Here is an 18,948-nt window from a genome sequence, read left to right as displayed (position 1 = left end):
GGCCGGCACCGCGAAGACGCCCGGCTCCGGCCCGCCGGCGACGGGCGCCACCGGCACCCAGTCGAGGGCGAACAGCGAGTCGGTGGTGGGCGCCGCTACGGGGGCCGTGCGCATCGTCAGCGAGTGGACGGTGGCGACCGGGTCGCCGGTGCCGTCGAAGACCGTGATCGAGACCGTGTCAGGTGCGGTGCGCGCGAGTCGGGCGCGGACCGCAGGCACGCCGGGACGGTGCAGCGTCACGCCCTGCCAGGCGAACGGGAGACCGTTGACGTCGGCGAACGTGGTCGCGTGCAGGACCGCGTCGAGCAACGCGGGGTGCAGGCCGAAGCGGTCGTCGTGCTCGTCCGCGACGAGGTCCGCCTCGACGAAGACCTCCTCGCCGCGTCGCCACACGGCGTGCAGGCCCTGGAACGTGGGTCCGTAGTCGAAGCCGCGGTGCACGAGGTCGTCGTAGAAGCCGTCGAGCGGCACGGGCTCGGCGCCGGGCGGCGGCCATGCGCCCACGAATGGTTCGGGCCGCCCGCCGCCGGCCGACGCGATCGCGGTGGCGTGCCGGGTCCACGGCTGGTCCGACCCATCGTCCGGCCGGGCGTAGACGGTGACCGCGCGCTGTCCGTCCTCGGCCGGCTGGCCGGCCGTCACCTGGAGCTGGCAGCCGTCGGCGGACAGTGGGAGCGGGGTGGTCAGGGCCAGCTCGGCGACGTGGTCGCAGCCGACCGTCTCCGCCGCGTGCCGCACCAGCTCCAGGAGCGCGGTGCCGGGCAGCAGCACGGTGCCGTGGACGACGTGACCGGCGAGCCAGGGCTGCGTGTGCGGGGAGAGCCTGCTGCTGAACACGACCCCGCCGGGCGAGTCGGCGAGCTCGACCGGTGCGCCGAGCAGGGGGTGACCGCCGACGGGGATCGTTTCGCGTACGGACTTCGCCCAGTACCGCTGGTGCTGGAAGGCATAGGTGGGCAGGTCGACCCGGTGCGCCCCGGGGAGCAGTGCGGCCCAGTCCAGCTCGACGCCGGCCACGTGGAGCCGGCCGACCGCGGTGGTGATCGCGGTGTGCTCGTCGTGGTTCCTGCGTTGCAGGGGAACGAAGACGCCGTCGTGGGTCTCCTGCGCGATGGCGGTGAGCGTGCTGTCCGGCCCGATCTCGACGAAGCGGGTGACGCCGTCGTCGTGCAGCCGCTGGAGATGGTCGGCGAAGCGGACGGTGTCGCGGACGTGTCGCACCCAGTACTCGGGATCGTCCACAGGGGACGGCATCGGGATCGTCGGCTCGTGGAAGGTCAGGCCGTGGACCACTTCGCGGAAGTCGTCGAGCATCGGGTCCATCAGCGGCGAGTGGAACGCATGCGAGACACGCAGCCGCTTGGTGGTTTCGAACCGCTCAGCGATCGCGAGCACCTCGGCCTCGGCACCGGCGATGACGACCGAAGTTGGTCCGTTGATGGCGGCGATGCCGACCTGCTCGGTCAACAGCGGAAGAACCTCGTCCTCGGTGGCGCGCAGAGAAACCATCGCGCCGCCCGGGGGGAGAGCCTGCATCAGTCGGGCTCGTGCGGACACGAGCGCGCAGGCGTCGGCAAGGGAAAGCACACCGGCCACGTGTGCGGCGGCGATCTCGCCGATGGAATGCCCGACCAGGTAGTCCGGCCTGACACCCCAGGACTCGACCAGCCGGAACAGCGCCACCTCGAACGCGAACAAGGCAGGCTGGGCCCACCCGGTCTGGTTCAACCCATCGGCATCCTCACCCCACATCACCTCTCGCAGACCGGGCACCAACTCGGCGAGGACCGCGTCGAACGCCTCGGCGAACACCGGGAACCGCTCGCACAGCCCACGGCCCATCCCAAGACGTTGCGAACCCTGACCGGCGAACAAGAACCCCGTACCGCCGGGCACCGCGGCGTGCGCGTCGTCGACCTCGAGTGCGCGAAGACGCGCGATCGCCGTCTCCGCGGTGTCGGCGACCAGCACCGCCCCGTGCGCGAACGACGACCGTGAGGTCGCGAGCGAGTACGCCACGTCCGCGAGGGCGAGCGGCCGCGTCTCCAGATGAGTCGCCAGCCGCGCCGCCTGGTCTCGGAGCGCGTCCGGTGTCGCGCCGGACAGCACCAACGTGGAAGGACCGGCAGCCTCGGTGGGGGCGTCCTCGGCGGCCGGTCCTTGTTCGAGGATGACGTGCGCGTTGGTGCCACTGATCCCGAAGGACGACACGGCGGCCCGCCGCGCGCGCTCGACATCCGGCCATATCGCCCGATCAGCCACCAGCTCCACGGAACCGGCCGACCAGTCCACATGGGACGAACGAGCATCGGCGTGGAGTGAGCGAGGCACGGAACCGTGCCGCATCGCCTCCACCATCTTGATCACGCCCGCGACACCGGCGGCGGCCTGGGTGTGCCCGATGTTGGACTTCACCGACCCCAACAGCAACGGCGCCGAACGATCCTGGCCGTAGGTCGCCAGCAACGCCTCGGCCTCGATCGGGTCACCCAACCGAGTCCCGGTGCCATGCGCCTCCACAACATCGACGTCCGCAGTGGACAGTCCGGCGACCGACAGCGCCTGGCGGATCACCCGCTGCTGCGCGGCGCCGTTCGGTGCGGTCAGGCCGTTGGAGGCGCCGTCGGAGTTGACCGCCGAGCCACGCACCACCGCGAGCACGTGGTGCCCGTTGCGTTCGGCATCCGACAGCCGCTCCAACACGAGCATGCCGACGCCTTCGGACCACCCCGTGCCGTCGGCCGACTCCGCGAACGACTTGCACCACCCGTCCGGTGCGAGCCCGCCCAGCTTCGCGAACTCCACGAAGATGCCCGGCTCGGACATCACGGTCACGCCGCCCGCCAGCGCCAGCGAACACTCCCCCGACCGCAGCGCCTGCGCCGCCAGGTGCAACGCCACGAGCGACGACGAGCACGCCGTGTCGACGGTGACCGCCGGGCCCTCCAGGCCGAGTGCGTAGGACAGTCGGCCGGACAGCACGCTCGGCGTGCCGCCGACCAGCGCGAACCCCTCGGTCTCCCCCGACGCCTCGTGCAGCCGGGGTCCGTAGTCCTGCGCCATCGCGCCGACGAACACCCCGGTCCGACTGCCGTGCAGCGCTCGCGGGACGATCCCCGTCCGCTCCAGCGCCTCCCACGACACCTCCAGCACGAGGCGCTGCTGCGGGTTCATCGCGACCGCTTCCCGCGGCGAGATGCCGAAGAACGGGGCGTCGAAGTCGCCCGCGTCGTACAGGAACCCGCCCCGATGGCCGTCGAGCTGCCAGCCGCGGTCGGTCGGCAGCTCGCCCACCGCGTCGACCTCGTCGGCGAGCAGCCGCCACAGGTCCTCGGGAGAGGCGACACCGCCGGGAAAGCGGCACCCCATGCCGACGATCGCGATCGGCTCGCCCGGGTCGGCTGGCACGGTCTCGTCCCGGACGACGCCCACGAGCGCCGACACCAGGTGGTCGGCCAGCAGCTCCGGAGTCGGGTACGAGAACAGCGCGGTGCTCGACAGCCGCTGACCGGTCGCGGAGTTGAGCCGCACCACCAGCTCCACGGCCATCGTCGAGTCGAAGCCCTGCTGCTTGAACGGCGCCGCGACGTCGACGTGGTCCGGAGTCGTGCCCAGCACGGCGGCGGTCTCGGCACACACCAGCCGCGCCACGTCGAGCCGTTGCCCGGTGTCGCTGGACACCTCCGGCGGTGCGGCGGCAGGTTCCTCCACGGGAGGTGGGACGGCGACGTCGAGCCAGTGGCGCTGTCGCTGGAACGCGTACGTGGGCAGGCGCACCGGTCGCGCGCCGGGTGACCGCGGCGACCAGTCGACCTCGCCGCCCCGGACGTGCAGGCCGGCGAGCGAGGTAAGGAACCGGCGCAGCCCACCCTCGTCGCGGCGCAACGTGCCCACGACCACCGGGTCGAGCCCGGCGTGCTGGACGCAGTCCTGGATCGCGCCGGCCAGCACCGGGTGCGGGCTGGTTTCGACGAACGTGTCCAGCCCGCGCCCGGCGGCCGCGGCGAGTGTCTGTTCCAGTAGGACGGTCTCGCGGAGGTTGCGGTACCAGTAGCGGCCGTCGAGCGTCGTGGTGTCGACGACGTCCCCGGTGACGGTCGAGTAGAACGGCACGGCCGCGGCCCGCGGCCGGAGGCCGGCGAGCGCCTCGGTCAGCGGCTCCTCGATGAGGGTGACGTCGGCGGAGTGCGAGGCGTAGTCGACGGGGACCCGGCGGGCCTCCTCCCACGCCGCCACGAGCTCGTCGATCCGCTCGGCCGGGCCCGACACGACGACCGCGGCCGGGCCGTTGACCGCACCGATCGACAGCTCGCCGGCGGGGTCGAGGTCCCGCAACCGCTCGGCCACCTCGTCCGCCGGCAGCGCGACCGACGCCAGGCCACCGCGGCCGGACAGGTGCTCCTGGATGAGCCGCGAACGGACCGCGACCACCCGCGCACCGTCCGCCAGGGACAGTGCACCCGCGACACACGCCGCCGCCACCTCACCCTGGGACTGCCCGAGCACGGCCGCCGGCGCCACCCCGTGGTCCATCCACACGGCGGCGAGCGACACCATGACCGCCCACAACGCCGGCTGCACGACGTCCACCCGCTCCAGCGACGCGGCGTCCGGCTCGCCACGCAGCACGGCGCGCAACGACCAGTCCACGTGCGGCGCCAAGGCCCGCGCGCACTCGTCGATTCGCCGCGCGAACGCCTCGGACGACTCGAGCAGCTCGCCCGCCATCCCGGTCCACTGGGAACCCTGGCCGGGAAACACGAACACGACCCCGGACCCCGGCGCGGCCGACCCGGTGACCACGTTCGCGGCCGGCTCGCCCGCGGCCAACGCGCGCAGCCCCGCCAGCAGCTCCGCACGGTCCGTGCCGAGCACCACGCCGCGCCGGTCGAACCCGGTGCGCGCGGTCGCCAGCGAGTGCGCCACGTCGCGGAGGGCGACCCCAGGTTTGTCGTCCACAAAGGAGTGCAGCCGGTCCGCCTGCGCCCGCAGCGCGTCGTCGGTCCGGCCAGACAAGGGCCATGCGATCGGCTCACCGGTGTCGACCGCGGCCGGCTCAGCGGGTGCCGGCACGCGGGAGACCACGACGTGGCAGTTGGTGCCACCGACCCCGAACGACGACACCCCGGCGTGGCCGCCGGACCACGGTTCGACCGCGCGGACGACGTCGATGGACCAGTCGGCCAGCGGGATGTCCGGGTGGGCCCGCCGGAAGTTCAGGCTCGGCGGCAGTTGCCCGTGCCGTGCCGCCAGTGCCACCTTGACCAGGCCGGCCACCCCGGCGGCGGCCTCCAGGTGACCGAGGTTCGTCTTCACCGAACCGGTGAGCAGTGGTGCGCCGGGCTCGCGGCGGTAGGCCGCGGCGAGTGCCGCCGCCTCGACCGGGTCGCCGACCGGGGTGCCGGTGCCGTGCAGCTCGACGTATCGCACCGTTGACGGATCGACTCCGCCGCGCCGGCACGCCGCCTCGATCACGGCCCGCTGCGCGTCCGGGTCCGGGACGGTCAACCCGTCGCTCGCGCCGTCGTTGCCGACGGCGGTGCCCTCGATCAGGCAGTAGATCTCGTCGCCGTCCGCCCGAGCGCGGGCCAACGGCTTGAGCAGGACCAGCGCGCCGCCCTCGCCGCGGACGAACCCGTTGGCACGCTCGTCGAACGTGTAGCAGCGACCGTCCGGGGACAGCCCGCCGAACCGCTCCATCGCGGCGGCGCTGCCCGGGGCGAGGTTGAGGTGCACGCCGCCGGCGAGCGCCACCTCGGACTCGCCGCGCCGCAGGCTCTCGCAGGCCAGGTGCACGGCCACCAGCGAGGACGACTGCGCGGTGTCGACCACCAGGCTCGGCCCGCGCAGGCCGAGGAAGTACGACAGCCGGTTCGCGATCACGGCTCGGCTGAGCCCGGTCATCGAGTGGTGGCCGACCGAGGCCCCGGTCAGCGCCGCGTAGTCGCCCGCGGTGACACCGATGAAGACACCGGTCGCCGAGTCCCGCATATCCCCCGGCCGGACGCCGCCGTCCTCCAGCGCCTCCCAGCCGAGCTCCAGCGCGAGCCGCTGCTGCGGGTCCATCGCGCGGGCCTCGCGCGGGGAGATGCCGAAGAACTCCGCGTCGAACTCCTCGACGCCGTCGACGAACGCGCCCCACCGGTCCGCGCCCTCGCCCGCGGTCCACCGGTCGCCGGGAACCTCGCCGACCGCGTCGACCCCGTCGCGCAGCAGCCGCCAGAACGCCGCCGGGTCCGGTGCCGACGGGAACCGGCACGCGATCCCCACCACGGCCACCCGGGTGTCCTCCGCTCCGGGTGCGAACTCGGCTCGACTCACGACTCCCCCTCGCAGGCTCGGTCGAGCCGCTCGCGGTCGCCCTGTGACATCGGTTCGCTCGCAAGCTCGCTCACTGCACACGCTCCCTCCGGCGGACACCAGCCCACGCCTCCGCTCACGATGCCCAGGCCCGGACCCGTCGTTCTGCTAGTCCGCGCCGCCCGACCATGGGCGCGGAACCCCGGACCACGCGCACGGAGGCGAACCCGATGACCACGACCGACGACCTACCGGCGCTCTCCTCGGTCCGGCCGGCGCTGGGCCGGCTCAACCCGCTGATGCGCGAGCTGCAGCGGCAGGGACCGATCTGCCGGGTCGCCACCCACACCGGGGACGAGGCGTGGCTGGTCACCCGGTACGCGGAGCTCAAGCAGCTGCTCATGGACAAGCGGCTCGGCCGCACCCACACCGACCCGGCGAACATGTCGCGGTACCTGGACAACCCGCTGCTGGACCTGCTCGTGTCGAACCAGGACCCGGAACAGGAACGCCAGGCGCACCTGATGATGCGCAACACGTTGACCCCGCACTTCTCCGCCCGCCGGATGGAGGCCCTGCGCCCGCGCATCGCCGAGCGGGTCGGCGACCTGATCGACGTGATCACCGACGCCGGTCCGCCGCTGGACATCCACGCGCGGATGTCGCTGCCGCTGTCGTTCCTGGTGCTCTGCGACCTGCTGGAGATCCCCGACCGCGACACCTACCTGGGTCTGCTGCGCGATGCCGGACAGGTCGGCGACCCGAGCCTCGGACCGGGCAAGCCACCGCTGTTCGCCCACCTGACCGAGCTCGCCGCCCACAAGCGCACGCACCCGGACGAGGGCCTGATCTCCAGCCTCTGCGAGGCCGGCGTCGAGGACGAGGACGTCGCCGCGCTCATCGCGATGATCAGCATCTCCTACCAGGTGACGCCCAACAACATCAGCGCCGGCATCGCGTTGTTCGCACTCAACCCGGTGCAGCGCCACCTGCTCGTCACCGACCCCGAACTGATGCGCCACGCCATCGACGAAGTGCTGCGCATGGGCAAGATCGGTGAGTCGTTCGTGCCGCGCTACGCCAGCGCGGACATCGAGATCGGCGGCGTGAATATCCGCGCGGGCGACCTCGTGCTGTGCGACCACTACACCGCCGGCTTCGACGAGCGCGTGTTCGACGAGCCGGAGCGGTTCGACATCACTCGCGCGCCGAACCCGCATCTCGCCTTCAGCCGCGGCATCACGCACTGCATCGGCGCGCCGCTCGCCCGGGTGGAGATGACCGAGGTATTCACCGGCCTGTTCGCCCGGCTGCCGGAGATCCGCCTCGCCGTGGCCGCCGACCGGCTGCACGCGATCACCAGCCAGCTCGGCGCGGGGATCGTCGAGCTGCCGGTGACCTGGTAACCGTTTCCGAGCCGCCCGGGAGACACCCCATGACGACCACACCGGACCTGCCCGCTCTCGGCTCCGCCTGCCCGCACGTCGGCCGGCTGAGCGACATGATGCGCGGCCTCCAGGAGACCGCGCCGGTCTGCCGGGTGCGGACCCCGGCGGGCGACGAGGCCTGGCTGGTGACCCGGCACGCGGAGCTCAAGCAGCTGCTGCTGGACGACCGGATCACCAAGGCGCACCCGGACCCGGACACGATGCCGCGCTACCTGGACAGCCCGCTGCTGGACATGACCGTGCAACGCGACCATGCCACCGCGAAGCGGATCCACAACCGGATGCGCGAGATGCTCACCCCGCACTTCTCCGCGCGCCGGATGGCCGCGCTGCGGCCGCGCGTCGCGGAGCGGGTCGGTGCGGCGCTCGACGCGATCGTCCACGAAGGACCGCCGGCGGACCTGCACGCCCAACTCACCGTGCCGGTGTCGTTCCATGTGCTGTGCGACCTGCTCGGCATGGCCGACCGGGAGACGTTCATGGCGTTGCTCGCCGCCCCGACCACGGTCGGCAGCGAGGCGGCGGACGGCGCCGAAGGGTTCCCGCTGTTCGGTTTCCTGGCCGACGTCGTCGCCACCAAGCGGGCGCTGCCGGCCGACGACCTCATCACGGCACTGTGCGAGTCCGAACGCGACGACCACGAGGTGATCGCGATGATCGCGACGGTCAGCTTCTCCTACCTCGTCACGCCGCACAACATGAGCGTGGGGATCGCGCTGCTCGCGAACGACCCGGTTCAGCGCGACCTCGTGGCCGCGGACCCGGACCTGCTCCGCACCGCGGTGGAGGAGGTGCTGCGGATGGGCAAGACCGGCGAGTCGCTGCTGCCCCGCTACGCCCGGGAGGACATCGACATCGCCGGCGTCACCATCCGCGCGGGCGACCTCGTCCTGTGCGACCACTACTCGGCGAGCTACGACGACCGCGTGTTCACCGACCCCGACCGGTTCGACGTCACCCGCTCCCCGAACCCGCATCCCGCGTTCAGCCACGGCAGCTGGTACTGCGTCGGCGCCCCGCTGGCGCGCATCGAGCTGACCGAGGTCTACCGCGCGCTGTTGGCCCGGCTGCCCGGCCTGCGCCTCGAGATCCCGCTATCGGAGATCAACCTCGCGGCCACCAACCAGCTCGGCGGCGGGATCGGCGAGCTTCCCGTCACCTGGTGACCTCCGCATTTGGAGACTCAGCGACGGACTGGCTGGCGGCGATCCGGGGCGCCAGCCAGTACCGGCGGTGCTGGAACGCGTAGGTGGGCAGGTCGACCCGGCGCGCACCCGAGTCCGCGAAGTAGGCGGTCCAGTCGACCGGGACACCCGCGACGAACAGCCTGGCGATCTCCGTTGTCAGGCCCTCCGGAGTGGCCAGGTCCGGGCCCAGTTCGACCGTCAGCCCCGTGCCGTCGGCGACCGGCATGGCCGGCCGCACACCCCAGGAACGCAGCAGTCGATCCAGCGCCACCTCGAACTCCCCAGCGGCCTCGTAGGCCTCGCGGAAGGTCGGGAACAGCGCGCCGATCCGTTGTGCCACCGCGGGTTCCGGTGTCCAGGCGTCGGCGAAGCGGAACGTGAGCCGCGGGCCACGCCGAACCTCGCCGCGCAGGCCGCCGTCGCCGTCGGCCACCGCGGTGAGTCCTTCGGCGAGAGCCGCGAGGTCGGTGCCCAGCACCACCGCGCGGTGTTCGAGCTTGGCCCGGCCCGTCGCCAGCGAGTACGCCACGTCCAGCGGAGCCTCCGCCGATCCGTCCACGAAGGACAGCAGGCGAGCCGCCTGGGCTCGCAGCGCGGCCGGCGTCCGGGCGCTCAGGAGCCACGGGACGAGTGGGTGTTCGCGCGCGGGCGGGGCGGGCGCCGCGGGCGGCGCCTGCTCCAGCACGACGTGGGCGTTCGTGCCGCAGGCACTGAAGCCGGACACCGCGAACCGGTGCGGCCGGTCGGTTTCGGGCCAGGGCGTGGGCCGGGTCGGCAGCGCGACGTCGCCGGCCGACCAGTCGACGGCGGTCACCGGCTTGTCCACGTGCAGGGTCGGCGGGACGGTTCCGTGCCGCATCGCCATCACCATCTTGATCACGCCGGCGACCCCGGAGGCGGTCTGCGCGTTGCCGATGTTCGACTTCAGCGAGCCGAGCAGCAGCGGTCGCTCGCGGCCCTGCCCATAGGTGGCCAGCAGGGCCTGCGCCTCGATGCGGTCGCCCAGCGCGGTGCCGGTGCCGTGGCCCTCGACCGCGTCGATGTCCGAAGGGGACAGTCCGGCGACGTCGAGCGCCCGCGCGATCAGCCGTTGCTGCGCAGGGCCGTTCGGCGAGCGCTGCCCGGCGCTCGCGCCGTCCTGGTTCACCGCGCTCCCGCGCAGCACCGCCAGCACCGGATGGTCCAGGCGGCGCGCGTCGGACAGCCGTTCCAGTACGAGGATCCCGGCGCCCTCCCCCAGCACGGTGCCGCTCGCGCCGTCGGCGAACGACCGGCAACGCCCGTCGGCGGCGAGCACCTCATCGATCGACGAGGTGCGGAACAGCTCGGGGAACGCCATCACGCTCACCCCGCCGGCGAGCGCCAGCTCGCACTCGCCCGCCCGCAGCGCCTGCGCGGCCAGGTGCATGGCCACGAGCGACGACGAGCACGCCGTGTCCAGCACGACGCACGGACCCTCGGCGCCGAGCGCGTACGACACGCCACCGCCGATCATGCTGCCGCCGTAGGTGACGGGGATCTTCTGGGCGATGGCGTAGTCGTGGTGCATGATCCCGGCGTAGACCCCGGTCGCGCTGCCCCGCAGCGACGTCGGGTCGATGCCGGCCCGTTCCAGCGCCTCCCAGGAGAGCTCCAGCAGCAGCCGCTGCTGCGGGTCCATGAACTCGGCCTCGACCTCGGACAGCCGGAACAGGTCCGCGTCGAAGTCGCCGGCGCCGTCGAGGAACCCGCCGTGCCGGCTGTAGGTCTTGCCCGGTCGGCCGGGCTCCGGGTCGTAGATCCGGTCGACGTCCCAGGACCGGTCCGCGGGGAACTCGGTGATCGCGTCGATGCCGTCGTGGACGAGCCGCCACAGGTCCTCGGGCGAGCGCACCCCACCAGGCAGCCGGCACGCCATCCCGACTAGCGCCACCGGCTCCCGGGCCGCGTCGAGGTCCGCGAGCCGTGCCCGCAGCCGCTCGTTCTCCTTGAGCGTCGCCCGCAGCGCCTCGACGAGTCGCCCGTCCCCGGACCGGTCAGTCGTCACGGCGCTCACCGACGTTGGCGAACGCCAGCTCCACCAGGTCGTCTGTGTCGAGCGAGTCGATGAGCGCCGGCGCCGGCTCGTCCGGGACGAGCTGCGCGTCGAGGAAGACGGCCACCGCGTCGGTGTTCGGGTGGTCGAACACGAGCGTGGCCGGCAGCCGCAGCCCGGTGACGTCGGCCAGGTGGTTGCGCAGCTCCGCCGCGGTGAGCGAGTCGACACCGAGCTCGCCGAAGTTGCGGTCGGTCTCGATCGCCGAGCCCGACTCGTGTCCCAGCACGGCCGCGAGCAGGTCGGCGACCAGGTCGCCGAGCAGCTGCCGGCGATCGGCCGGGTCGCCGAGGCCGTCGAGCCGTTCGCGCAGCGTCTCGGGGTCCATGCCGCCCGCGGCCGTCCGGACGAGCGTGCGGGTCGCCGGGGCCAGGCCGCGCAGCAGGGCCGGCGTCCAGTCGGTCCGGTCGCGCAACGCCCCCGTGTCCAACCGCAGCGAGACGAGCAGCGAGCCGTCGTAGCGCAGCGCCGCGTCGAACGAACGCAGACCGTCCTGTTCGGACAGTGGGAGCACGCCCTGCCGGCGCATGCGTTGCAGCTGCACGTCGGTCAGCCACCGGCCCGCGCCCGCGCCGTCCCACGGCCCGTAGGCGACGGACGTCGCGGCCAGCCCGCGGGCCCGGCGCCGCTGCGCGAGGCCGTCGAGGAACACGTTGGCGGCGGCGTAGTTCGCGTGCCCGGCCGCGAGAGTGAGCCCGCCGGCGGAGGAGAACAGCACGAACGCCGCCAGGTCCAGGTCCGCGGTGAGCTCGTGCAGGTGCCAGGCCGAGTCGACCTTGGCCCGCAGCACGGGCTCCCACTTCTCCCGCGGCAGCGCGGTCAGCACGCCGGGGTCCGCGACACCCGCCGCGTGCACGACCCCGGTCAGCGGATGGCCGTCGGGCACCGACGCCAGCAGCGCGGCCAGCGCCTCCCGGTCGGCGACGTCGCACGCCGCGATCGTCACGGCCGCGCCCAGTCCGGCGAGCTCGGCGCGCAGCGAGTCCGCGTCCGGCGCCTGCTCGCCGCGCCGGCTGGCCAGCAGCAGGTGCCGTACGCCGTGCTCGGTCACCAGGTGGCGGGCGACCAGCGCGCCGAGGCCGCCGGTGCCGCCCGTGATCAGCACGGTGCCGTCGGGGTCGAGCGTCGCGGCCGGCGCGGGCACGTCGGCGCGGACCAGCCGGGGCACCCGCAGCTCCAGCGCCCGCACGGCCAGCTCCGGCTCGCCGGAGGTGACCGCCGAGGGCAGGAACCACGACAGCTCGTCGAGCTTGTCCAGGTCGAGTAGCACGAACCGGCCCGGGTGCTCCGCCTGCGCGGCTCGCACCAGGCCCCACACGGGCGCCTGCGCGATGTCCACATCGGACTCGTCGGTGACGGCCAACGCGTTGCGGGTGACCACGACGAACGTCGAGCTCGCGAACCGCTCGTCGGCCAGGGCCTCCCGGACGGCGTCGAGCACCCGGAAGAGCACCGTCCGGGCGGCCACGGCGCCCACCTGTTTCGCGGGTGTCTCGCATTCGAGCACGACCACCTCGGGTGCGGGCCCGTCGGCGGGCACGTCGTCCCACGCGACCGGATCCGGGATCTCCGTGGCGATGGGCTGCGGGATGGACCGCCACTCGACCCGGTGCAACGCGTCGTCTGCGGCGACCAGCTGGGTGGCCGAGATGGGCTTGCCAAGCAGCCGGCCGACCGAGAAGACCGGACGGCCCTCCTCGTCGAACGCGGCGACGGTGAGCACGTCGGGAGTCGGGTGCGACAGCCGCAGGCGCAGCACGCGGGCGCCCGTGGCGTGCAGCGCGACGTCGGAGAACAGCGTGGGCTGGAAGGCCATGCCCGCGGCGGGGTCCTTGCGGAGGCTGACGAGCATCGCCAGGTGTGTCGTGGCGTCGATCAGGGCGGGATGCAGGCCGAACCGCCCGGCGTCGGCGTGGTCCGGCAGCGCCACCTCGGCGAAGGCCTCCCCGCCACGCGTCCACACGGCACGCAGGCCCCGGCTGTCGGGGCCGTAGCGGAAGCCGGCGTCGGCCAGCACCTCGTAGGCGTCGGTCACGTCCAGCTCCTGCGCGTGCGGCGGCGGCCACTCGGCGGCGTCCACCTCGGGCTCGGTGGTCTCCTTTCGCAGCACGCCTTCCGCGTGCAGGGTCCACGGCGCGTCGGGGTCGGCGGCGTCGCGGGACCGGATGCGGACCTCGCGGCCGCCACCCCGCTCGGCGTCGACGGCCACGTGCAGCTGGACCGCGCCCTCGTCCGGCAGCAGGAGCGGGGCCGGCATGGTCAGCTCCTCGACCACGCCGCAGCCCACCTCCTCGCCCGCCCGCAGCGCGAGCTCGAGCAGGCCGGTGGCCGGCAGGATCGTCTTGCCCAGCACGTCGTTGCCGGCGAGCCACCGGTGCGCCGCGGCCGAGAGCCGGCCGGTGAGTACGACGCCGTCGGACTCGGGCAGCGGCACGACCGCCGAGAGGATCGGGTGACGGGCCGCGCCGAGGCCCATGGACGACGGGTCACCCGGGACGCCGCCGGCGAGCGCGGCGACGTCGACCCAGTACCGCTCGTCGCGGAAGGCGTAGGTGGGCAGGTCGACCAGGCGGCCGCCGGGCAGTACGGCGGCCCAGTCCGGCGACGTGCCGTGCGCGTGCAGCTCGGCGACGGCGGTCAGCAGCGTCCGCGGCTCGGGCCGGTCCTTGCGCAGCACGGGAACGCACACGGCCGGCGGCCGGTCTTCCAGGCCGTTTCGCGCGAGGGCGGTCAGCACGCCGTCCGGGCCGAGCTCGACGAAGTGGGTCACGTCGCGGTCGGCGAGCCAGCGCAGCCCGTCGTGGAAGCGCACGGTGTCGCGGACCTGGGCGGCCCAGTACGCGGGGTCGCACAGCCGCTCCCCCGCCGGCTCGCCGGTCAGGTTCGAGATGACCGGGATCCGCGGCGGCGCGTAGCCGAGGCCGCGCGCGATCCGCTCGAAGTCGACCAGCATGGGCTCCATGTGGTGCGAGTGGAAGGCGTGGCTCACCCGCAGCCGGGAGGTCTTGCGGTCCGCGTGCTCTGCTTTGAGCACTGCCTCGATCGCGGCGACGGCGTCCTCGTCACCGGAGACCACGACCGACCGCGGTCCGTTGACCGCCGCCAGGCTGACGCCGTCGGTGAGCAGTGGCGCGACCTCGTCCTCGCTCGCCTCGACGGCGAGCATCGCGCCGCCCTTCCGCATCGCGTGCATCAGCCGGCCCCGCGCCGTGACGAGCACGCACGCGTCCGCGAGGGTCAGCACGCCGGCGAGGTGCGCGGCGGCGACCTCGCCGATCGAGTGGCCGAGCAGGTAGTCCGGCCGCACGCCCCACGACTCGAGCAGGCGGAACAGCGCCACCTCCAGGGTGAAGAGCGCCGCCTGCGCCCAGTGCGTCCGGTCCAGCACCTCCTGGTCGGCACCCCAGACGACGCCGTTCAGCGACCGGTCCAGGCGGGCGTCAAGCTCCGCGGTGACCTCGTCCCACGCCCGCGCGAACTCCGGGTGCGCGGCGTACAGCTCCGCGCCCATGCCCAGTCGCTGGGTGCCCTGCCCGCCGCACAGGAAGGCGAGGTGGCCGGACCGGGCGGTGCCGGCCATCGCTCGCGGTGCACCGGTCTCCAGGGCGGCGAGCCCGACGAGCAGCTCCTCCCGGTCGGCGCCCAGGACGACCGCGCGATGCTGCTGTCCGGAGCGGGTGGTGGCGAGCGTGTGGGCGACGTCGAGTGCGGCGAGGTCCGACCGTCCGTCCACATGGGACAGCAGCCTGGCCGCCTGGTCGCGCAGGGACTCGGCGGTGCGGGCGGAGACGGGCCACGCCAGCAGCCCGGGGGCGGCCGTAGTGGCCGGCGACTCCTGTGACGAATCCTGAGCCCGTGCCTCCTCGATGATCACGTGGGCGTTCGTGCCGCTGACGCCGAACGACGACACGCCGGCCCGGCGCGGCCGGCCGGTCGCCAGCCACGGCCGCGACTCGGTCAGCAGCGCCACCGCCCCGCTCTCCCAGTCCACGGCGGAGGTCGGCTCGTCGACATGGAGGGTCTTCGGCAACGTCTCGTGCTGGAGGGCGAGCACCATCTTCAGCACACCCGCCACGCCGGCGGCCGCCTGCGTGTGCGCGAGGTTCGACTTGATCGAGCCCAGCCACAGCGGTTCGCCGGCGCGGCCCCGGCCGTAGGTCGCCAGGAGGGCGTCGGCCTCGATGGGGTCGCCGAGCGAGGTGGCGGTCCCGTGCGCCTCCACGACGTCGACGTCCGATGTGGACAGTCCGGCACTCGCCAGCGCCGCACGGATGACTCGCTGCTGCGACGGGCCGTTGGGGGCGGTGAACCCGTTGGAGGCGCCGTCCTGGTTGACCGCGCTGCCCCGGATCACCGCGAGCACGGGGTGGCCGTGCTCGCGGGCGTCGGAGAGCCGCTCCAGTACGACGATCCCGACTCCTTCGCCCCAGCTGGTCCCGTTCGCGGCCGAGGAGAACGCCCGGCAGCGGCCGTCGGGCGAGAGCCCGCCCTGCCGGCCCATGCCGAGGAACACGTGCGGGGTGGCCATCACCGAGGCGCCACCGGCGAGGGCGATCGCGCACTCCCCCTGGCGCAGCGCCTGAGCCGCCAGGTGCAGCGACACCAGCGACGACGAGCACGCGGTGTCGACAGTGACCGCGGGTCCCTCCAGGCCGAGGATGTAGGACACCCGGCCGGACAGGGCGCTGGCGGAGTTCGCGGTGTACATGTAGTCCACCGCGCCCGGCGTGTGCGCCGCGAGCTGGGCGTAGTCCAGGCCGTTGCTGCCGATGAACGCGCCGGTCCGGCTGCCGCGCAACGCGACCGGGTCGAGCCCGGCCCGTTCCAGTGCCTCCCACGCGACCTCCAGCAGCAGGCGCTGCTGCGGGTCGGTGGCGACCGCCTCCCGCGGCGAGATGCCGAAGAACGTGGGGTCGAACTCGCCCGCACCGGCGAGGAACCCGCCCAGGCGCGGCGTCGTGCCGCCGTCCGGGTTGAACACCGGCGCGTCCCACCCCCGGTCCTCGGGTGGCGGGGTGATCGCGTCGCGGCCCTCGGCGAGCAGCTCCCACAGCGCCGCCGGAGTGTCGACACCTCCGGGGAACCGGCAGCCCATGCCGATCACCGCGATCGCCTCGTCGCGGCCGGACTCGGCCGCCTCGAGCCGTTGCCGTGTCGCGTGCAGGTCGGCGGTGACCTTCTTCAGGAAGTACCGCAGCTTCTCTTCGGTGGTCATCGCACGTCTCCCATCAAGAAGCCTCGTCTTCAGGAAATGCCGAGCTGTTCGCTGATGAACTCGAAGACCTCGTCGTCCGAGGCGTCGCCCAGGCCGATGTCGACGGGGACCGGGACCGGACAGGTGGTCGCGTCCGTGTCCGCGTCCATGTCCGCGTCCAGGTCGTCGAACAGCTGCGTGAGCAGGTGGTCGGCGAGCATCTGCGGGTTCGGGTGGTCGAAGACCAGGGCCTGCTTGACCCTCAGTCCGGTCGACGCCGCGATCCGGTTGGCGAACTCGACCGCGTTGAGCGAGTCGAACCCGAGCTCGGTGAACGCCCGCCGCGGTTCGACCGCATCGGCGGAGGTGTGCCCGAGCACGGCGGTGGCGGTGTCCCGCACGAGCCGCAGCACGGTCGCGCTCCGCTCGGGCGCCGACATCGAAGCCAGCCGCTCGCGCATCGCGCCGGCCGGCTCGGCGGGGACGGCGAGCTCACGCATCGCCTGCCGCACACCGGGAATCTCGTCGAACACCGGTGACGGGCGCACCGCCAGGAAGGCCGGCGCGAAGGTCCGCCAGTCCATCGCCTGCACCATCGGCGCGGGCTCGCCGCTCGCGACGACCTGGGCCAGCGCCGTGATCGCCGGTCCGGGGTCCATGGGTGCCACCCCGCCACGCGCGGACCGTTCCGCGGCGAGCGTGTCCTGCGCCAGGCCCGCACCGGCCCACAGTCCCCACGAGACGGACGTGGCCGGCAGCCCGACCGCGCGGCGCCGGTGGGCGATCGCGTCGAGCTCGGCGTTGGCCGCCGCGTAGTTGGCCTGTCCCGGGTTGCCCAGCGCGCCCGCGGCCGAGCCGTACAGCACGAACAACGACAGGTCCAGGTCTCGGGTCAGCGCGTCGAGGTGGCGCGCGGCCGTGACCTTCGCGCGGTACACCTCCGTGAACCGCTCCGGCGACAGGCCGTCGATCATGCCGTCGTCGAGGACGCCGGCGATGTGCACGACGCCGGTCAGCGGAAGGTCAGCGGGGAGGTCGGCAAGCAGCTCGGCGAGTGCGTCGCGGTCCGCCACGTCGCACGCGACCACGCTGACCCGGGTACCGCTCGCCGACAGCTCGTCGGCCAGCTCGTCAGCGCCGGGTGCCGCCGGGCCGCGCCGGCTCGCGAGCACCAGATGCTCGGCGCCCGCCCGGGCCAGGAACCGGGCCACGTGGCCGCCGAGGGCACCCGTGCCGCCGGTGACCAGCACCGTGCCCGACACGCGCACCTCGGCACCGGCCGCGCGCAGCGGCACGAGCCTGCGGCCGTGCACACCGGACTCGCGGACGGCGACCTGGTCCTCGACCTGGTCCCGGCCGCCGCTGGTGAACACGCCCGGCAGCAGGCCGGTGACCCGTTCGTTGAGGTAGGGCGGGAGGTCGACCAGACCGCCCCAACGTCGTGGGTGCTCGATGGCAGCGACCCGACCGAAACCCCAGACGCCGCCCTGTGCCGGACCCCGCACCGGGTCGTGGTCGTCCACGGACACGGCACCGCTGGTCACGCACCACAGCGGCGCGTCGACGTCCGCGTCCCCCAACGCCTGGAGCAGCACCATGGTCATCGACAGTCCCACGGGAACTCCAGTGAAGTTACCGGACTCCGCGTCGTCCACGGCCAGCAGCGACACCACTCCGGTGAACCGCGTGCCGTCCGCGACCAGGTACGCCAGCCGCTCCGCCAGCTGCGTCCGGCTCGTCTCGCCGACCTCGATCCGGACGGTGTCGCCGCGCAGCGCGCCGACGACCGAGTCGAGCCAGGGGTCACCCTCGAGCGCGGCCGGGACGACGACGAGCCAGGTGCCGGGCAGCGGACCGGCCGGGCCGGCGGGCAGCGGCCGCCACTCGAACCGGTACCGCCAACTGTCCACCTCGGACTGTTCGCGGCGAGTCCGGCGCCAGGCCGACAGCGCGGGCAGCAGCGCCCCGAGGGCCTCGACGTCGACGTCCAGTGTGGACGCCAGGGTCGTCACGTCGGACCGGTCCACCGCGCTCCAGAACTCGGCGTCCACCGGGTCGGCGGGTGCCGGCGCGACCGGCTCGGGCCAGAGGTGCATGTGCTGGAAGGCGTAGGTCGGCAGGTCGACCCGCCGGCCACCGGGCACGGTCCAGTCGACGTTCGCGCCGCGCACGTACAGCTCGGCCGCGGAGGTGAGGAACCGGGTGAGGTCGCCGTCGTCGCGGCGCAGGGTGCCGGCCACGACCGCGGAGACGTCGGCCTCCTCGGTGGCCGCCTCGATGGCCTCCCGGATCCCCATGGTGAGCACCGGGTGCGAGCCACACTCGACGAAGAACCGGTGCCGCTGTGCGAGCAGCGTCGTCACCGCGGGCTCGAACCGGACCGGCCGGCGGAGGTTTCGGTACCAGTACTCCGCGTCCAGCTCGCCGCCCGCCAGCCACTCGCCGGTGACGGTCGACAGGAACGGGACCCGGGCGGTCCGCGGGGAGATGTCCGCGAGCGCGGTGAGCAGATCCTCGCGGATCAGCTCCACGTGTGGCGAGTGCGAGGCGTAGTCCACCGGGATCCGCTTGACGCGCGCGCCACGTGCGGACAGCCGACCGCACAGCTCGTCGAGCTCGGTCGGCTCGCCGGAGAGTACGACGGACGCCGGCCCGTTGATCGCCGCGACGGCCAGCCCGTCGCCGAGCAGCGGCTCGACCTCGGCGGCCGGCAGCGCGACCGACGCCATGGCGCCCCGGCCGGCC

At 73.6% G+C, this 18,948-nt stretch carries 4 protein-coding genes and 3 pseudogenes; 2 read left to right on the top strand and 5 right to left on the bottom strand.

Annotated features, from left to right (window positions below; genetic code table 11):
* On the bottom strand, positions 1-6,321 hold a 6,321-nt coding region (locus ACRDSK_RS20500), incomplete at its 3' end, for a type I polyketide synthase (protein WP_431442819.1).
* Between the two features lie 209 nt (positions 6,322-6,530).
* Here ACRDSK_RS20500 and ACRDSK_RS20495 point away from each other — a divergent pair.
* Together ACRDSK_RS20495 and ACRDSK_RS20490 are read left to right on the top strand one after the other, a co-directional pair.
* A complete protein-coding gene (locus tag ACRDSK_RS20495) occupies positions 6,531-7,706 on the top strand; it encodes a cytochrome P450 (RefSeq protein ID WP_431442818.1) in 1,176 nt (391 codons plus the stop codon).
* A gap of 29 nt (positions 7,707-7,735) precedes the next feature.
* Entirely contained in the window at positions 7,736-8,914 is a 1,179-nt protein-coding gene (locus ACRDSK_RS20490) for a cytochrome P450 (RefSeq protein ID WP_431442817.1), read from the top strand.
* Here the strand turns inward: ACRDSK_RS20490 and ACRDSK_RS20485 are convergent.
* The 4 genes and pseudogenes from ACRDSK_RS20485 to ACRDSK_RS20470 all read right to left on the bottom strand — a co-directional run.
* Positions 8,904-10,928, bottom strand: a pseudogene (locus ACRDSK_RS20485) (type I polyketide synthase); the annotation flags it as partial. The gene ACRDSK_RS20490 and the pseudogene ACRDSK_RS20485 overlap by 11 nt on opposite strands.
* A gap of 22 nt (positions 10,929-10,950) precedes the next feature.
* Positions 10,951-11,202: pseudogene (locus ACRDSK_RS20480) on the bottom strand (acyl carrier protein); the annotation flags it as partial.
* Positions 11,203-11,565: 363 nt separating this feature from the next.
* Positions 11,566-16,194, bottom strand: a pseudogene (locus tag ACRDSK_RS20475) (SDR family NAD(P)-dependent oxidoreductase); the annotation flags it as partial.
* Positions 16,195-16,253: 59 nt separating this feature from the next.
* On the bottom strand, positions 16,254-18,948 hold a 2,695-nt coding region (locus ACRDSK_RS20470), incomplete at its 5' end, for an SDR family NAD(P)-dependent oxidoreductase (RefSeq protein ID WP_431442816.1).

The sequence above is a fragment of the Actinophytocola sp. genome, from assembly GCF_050699915.1.
GTDB lineage: Bacteria > Actinomycetota > Actinomycetes > Mycobacteriales > Pseudonocardiaceae > Actinophytocola.
This window is presented reverse-complemented; position numbering and strand designations above follow the sequence as displayed.

Excerpts from the sequence above, each read along its gene's own strand:
- ACRDSK_RS20495 (WP_431442818.1), top strand. The coding sequence starts at position 6,531 with ATGACCACGACCGACGACCTACCGGCGCTCTCCTCGGTCCGGCCGGCG.
- ACRDSK_RS20490 (WP_431442817.1), top strand. The coding sequence starts at position 7,736 with ATGACGACCACACCGGACCTGCCCGCTCTCGGCTCCGCCTGCCCGCAC.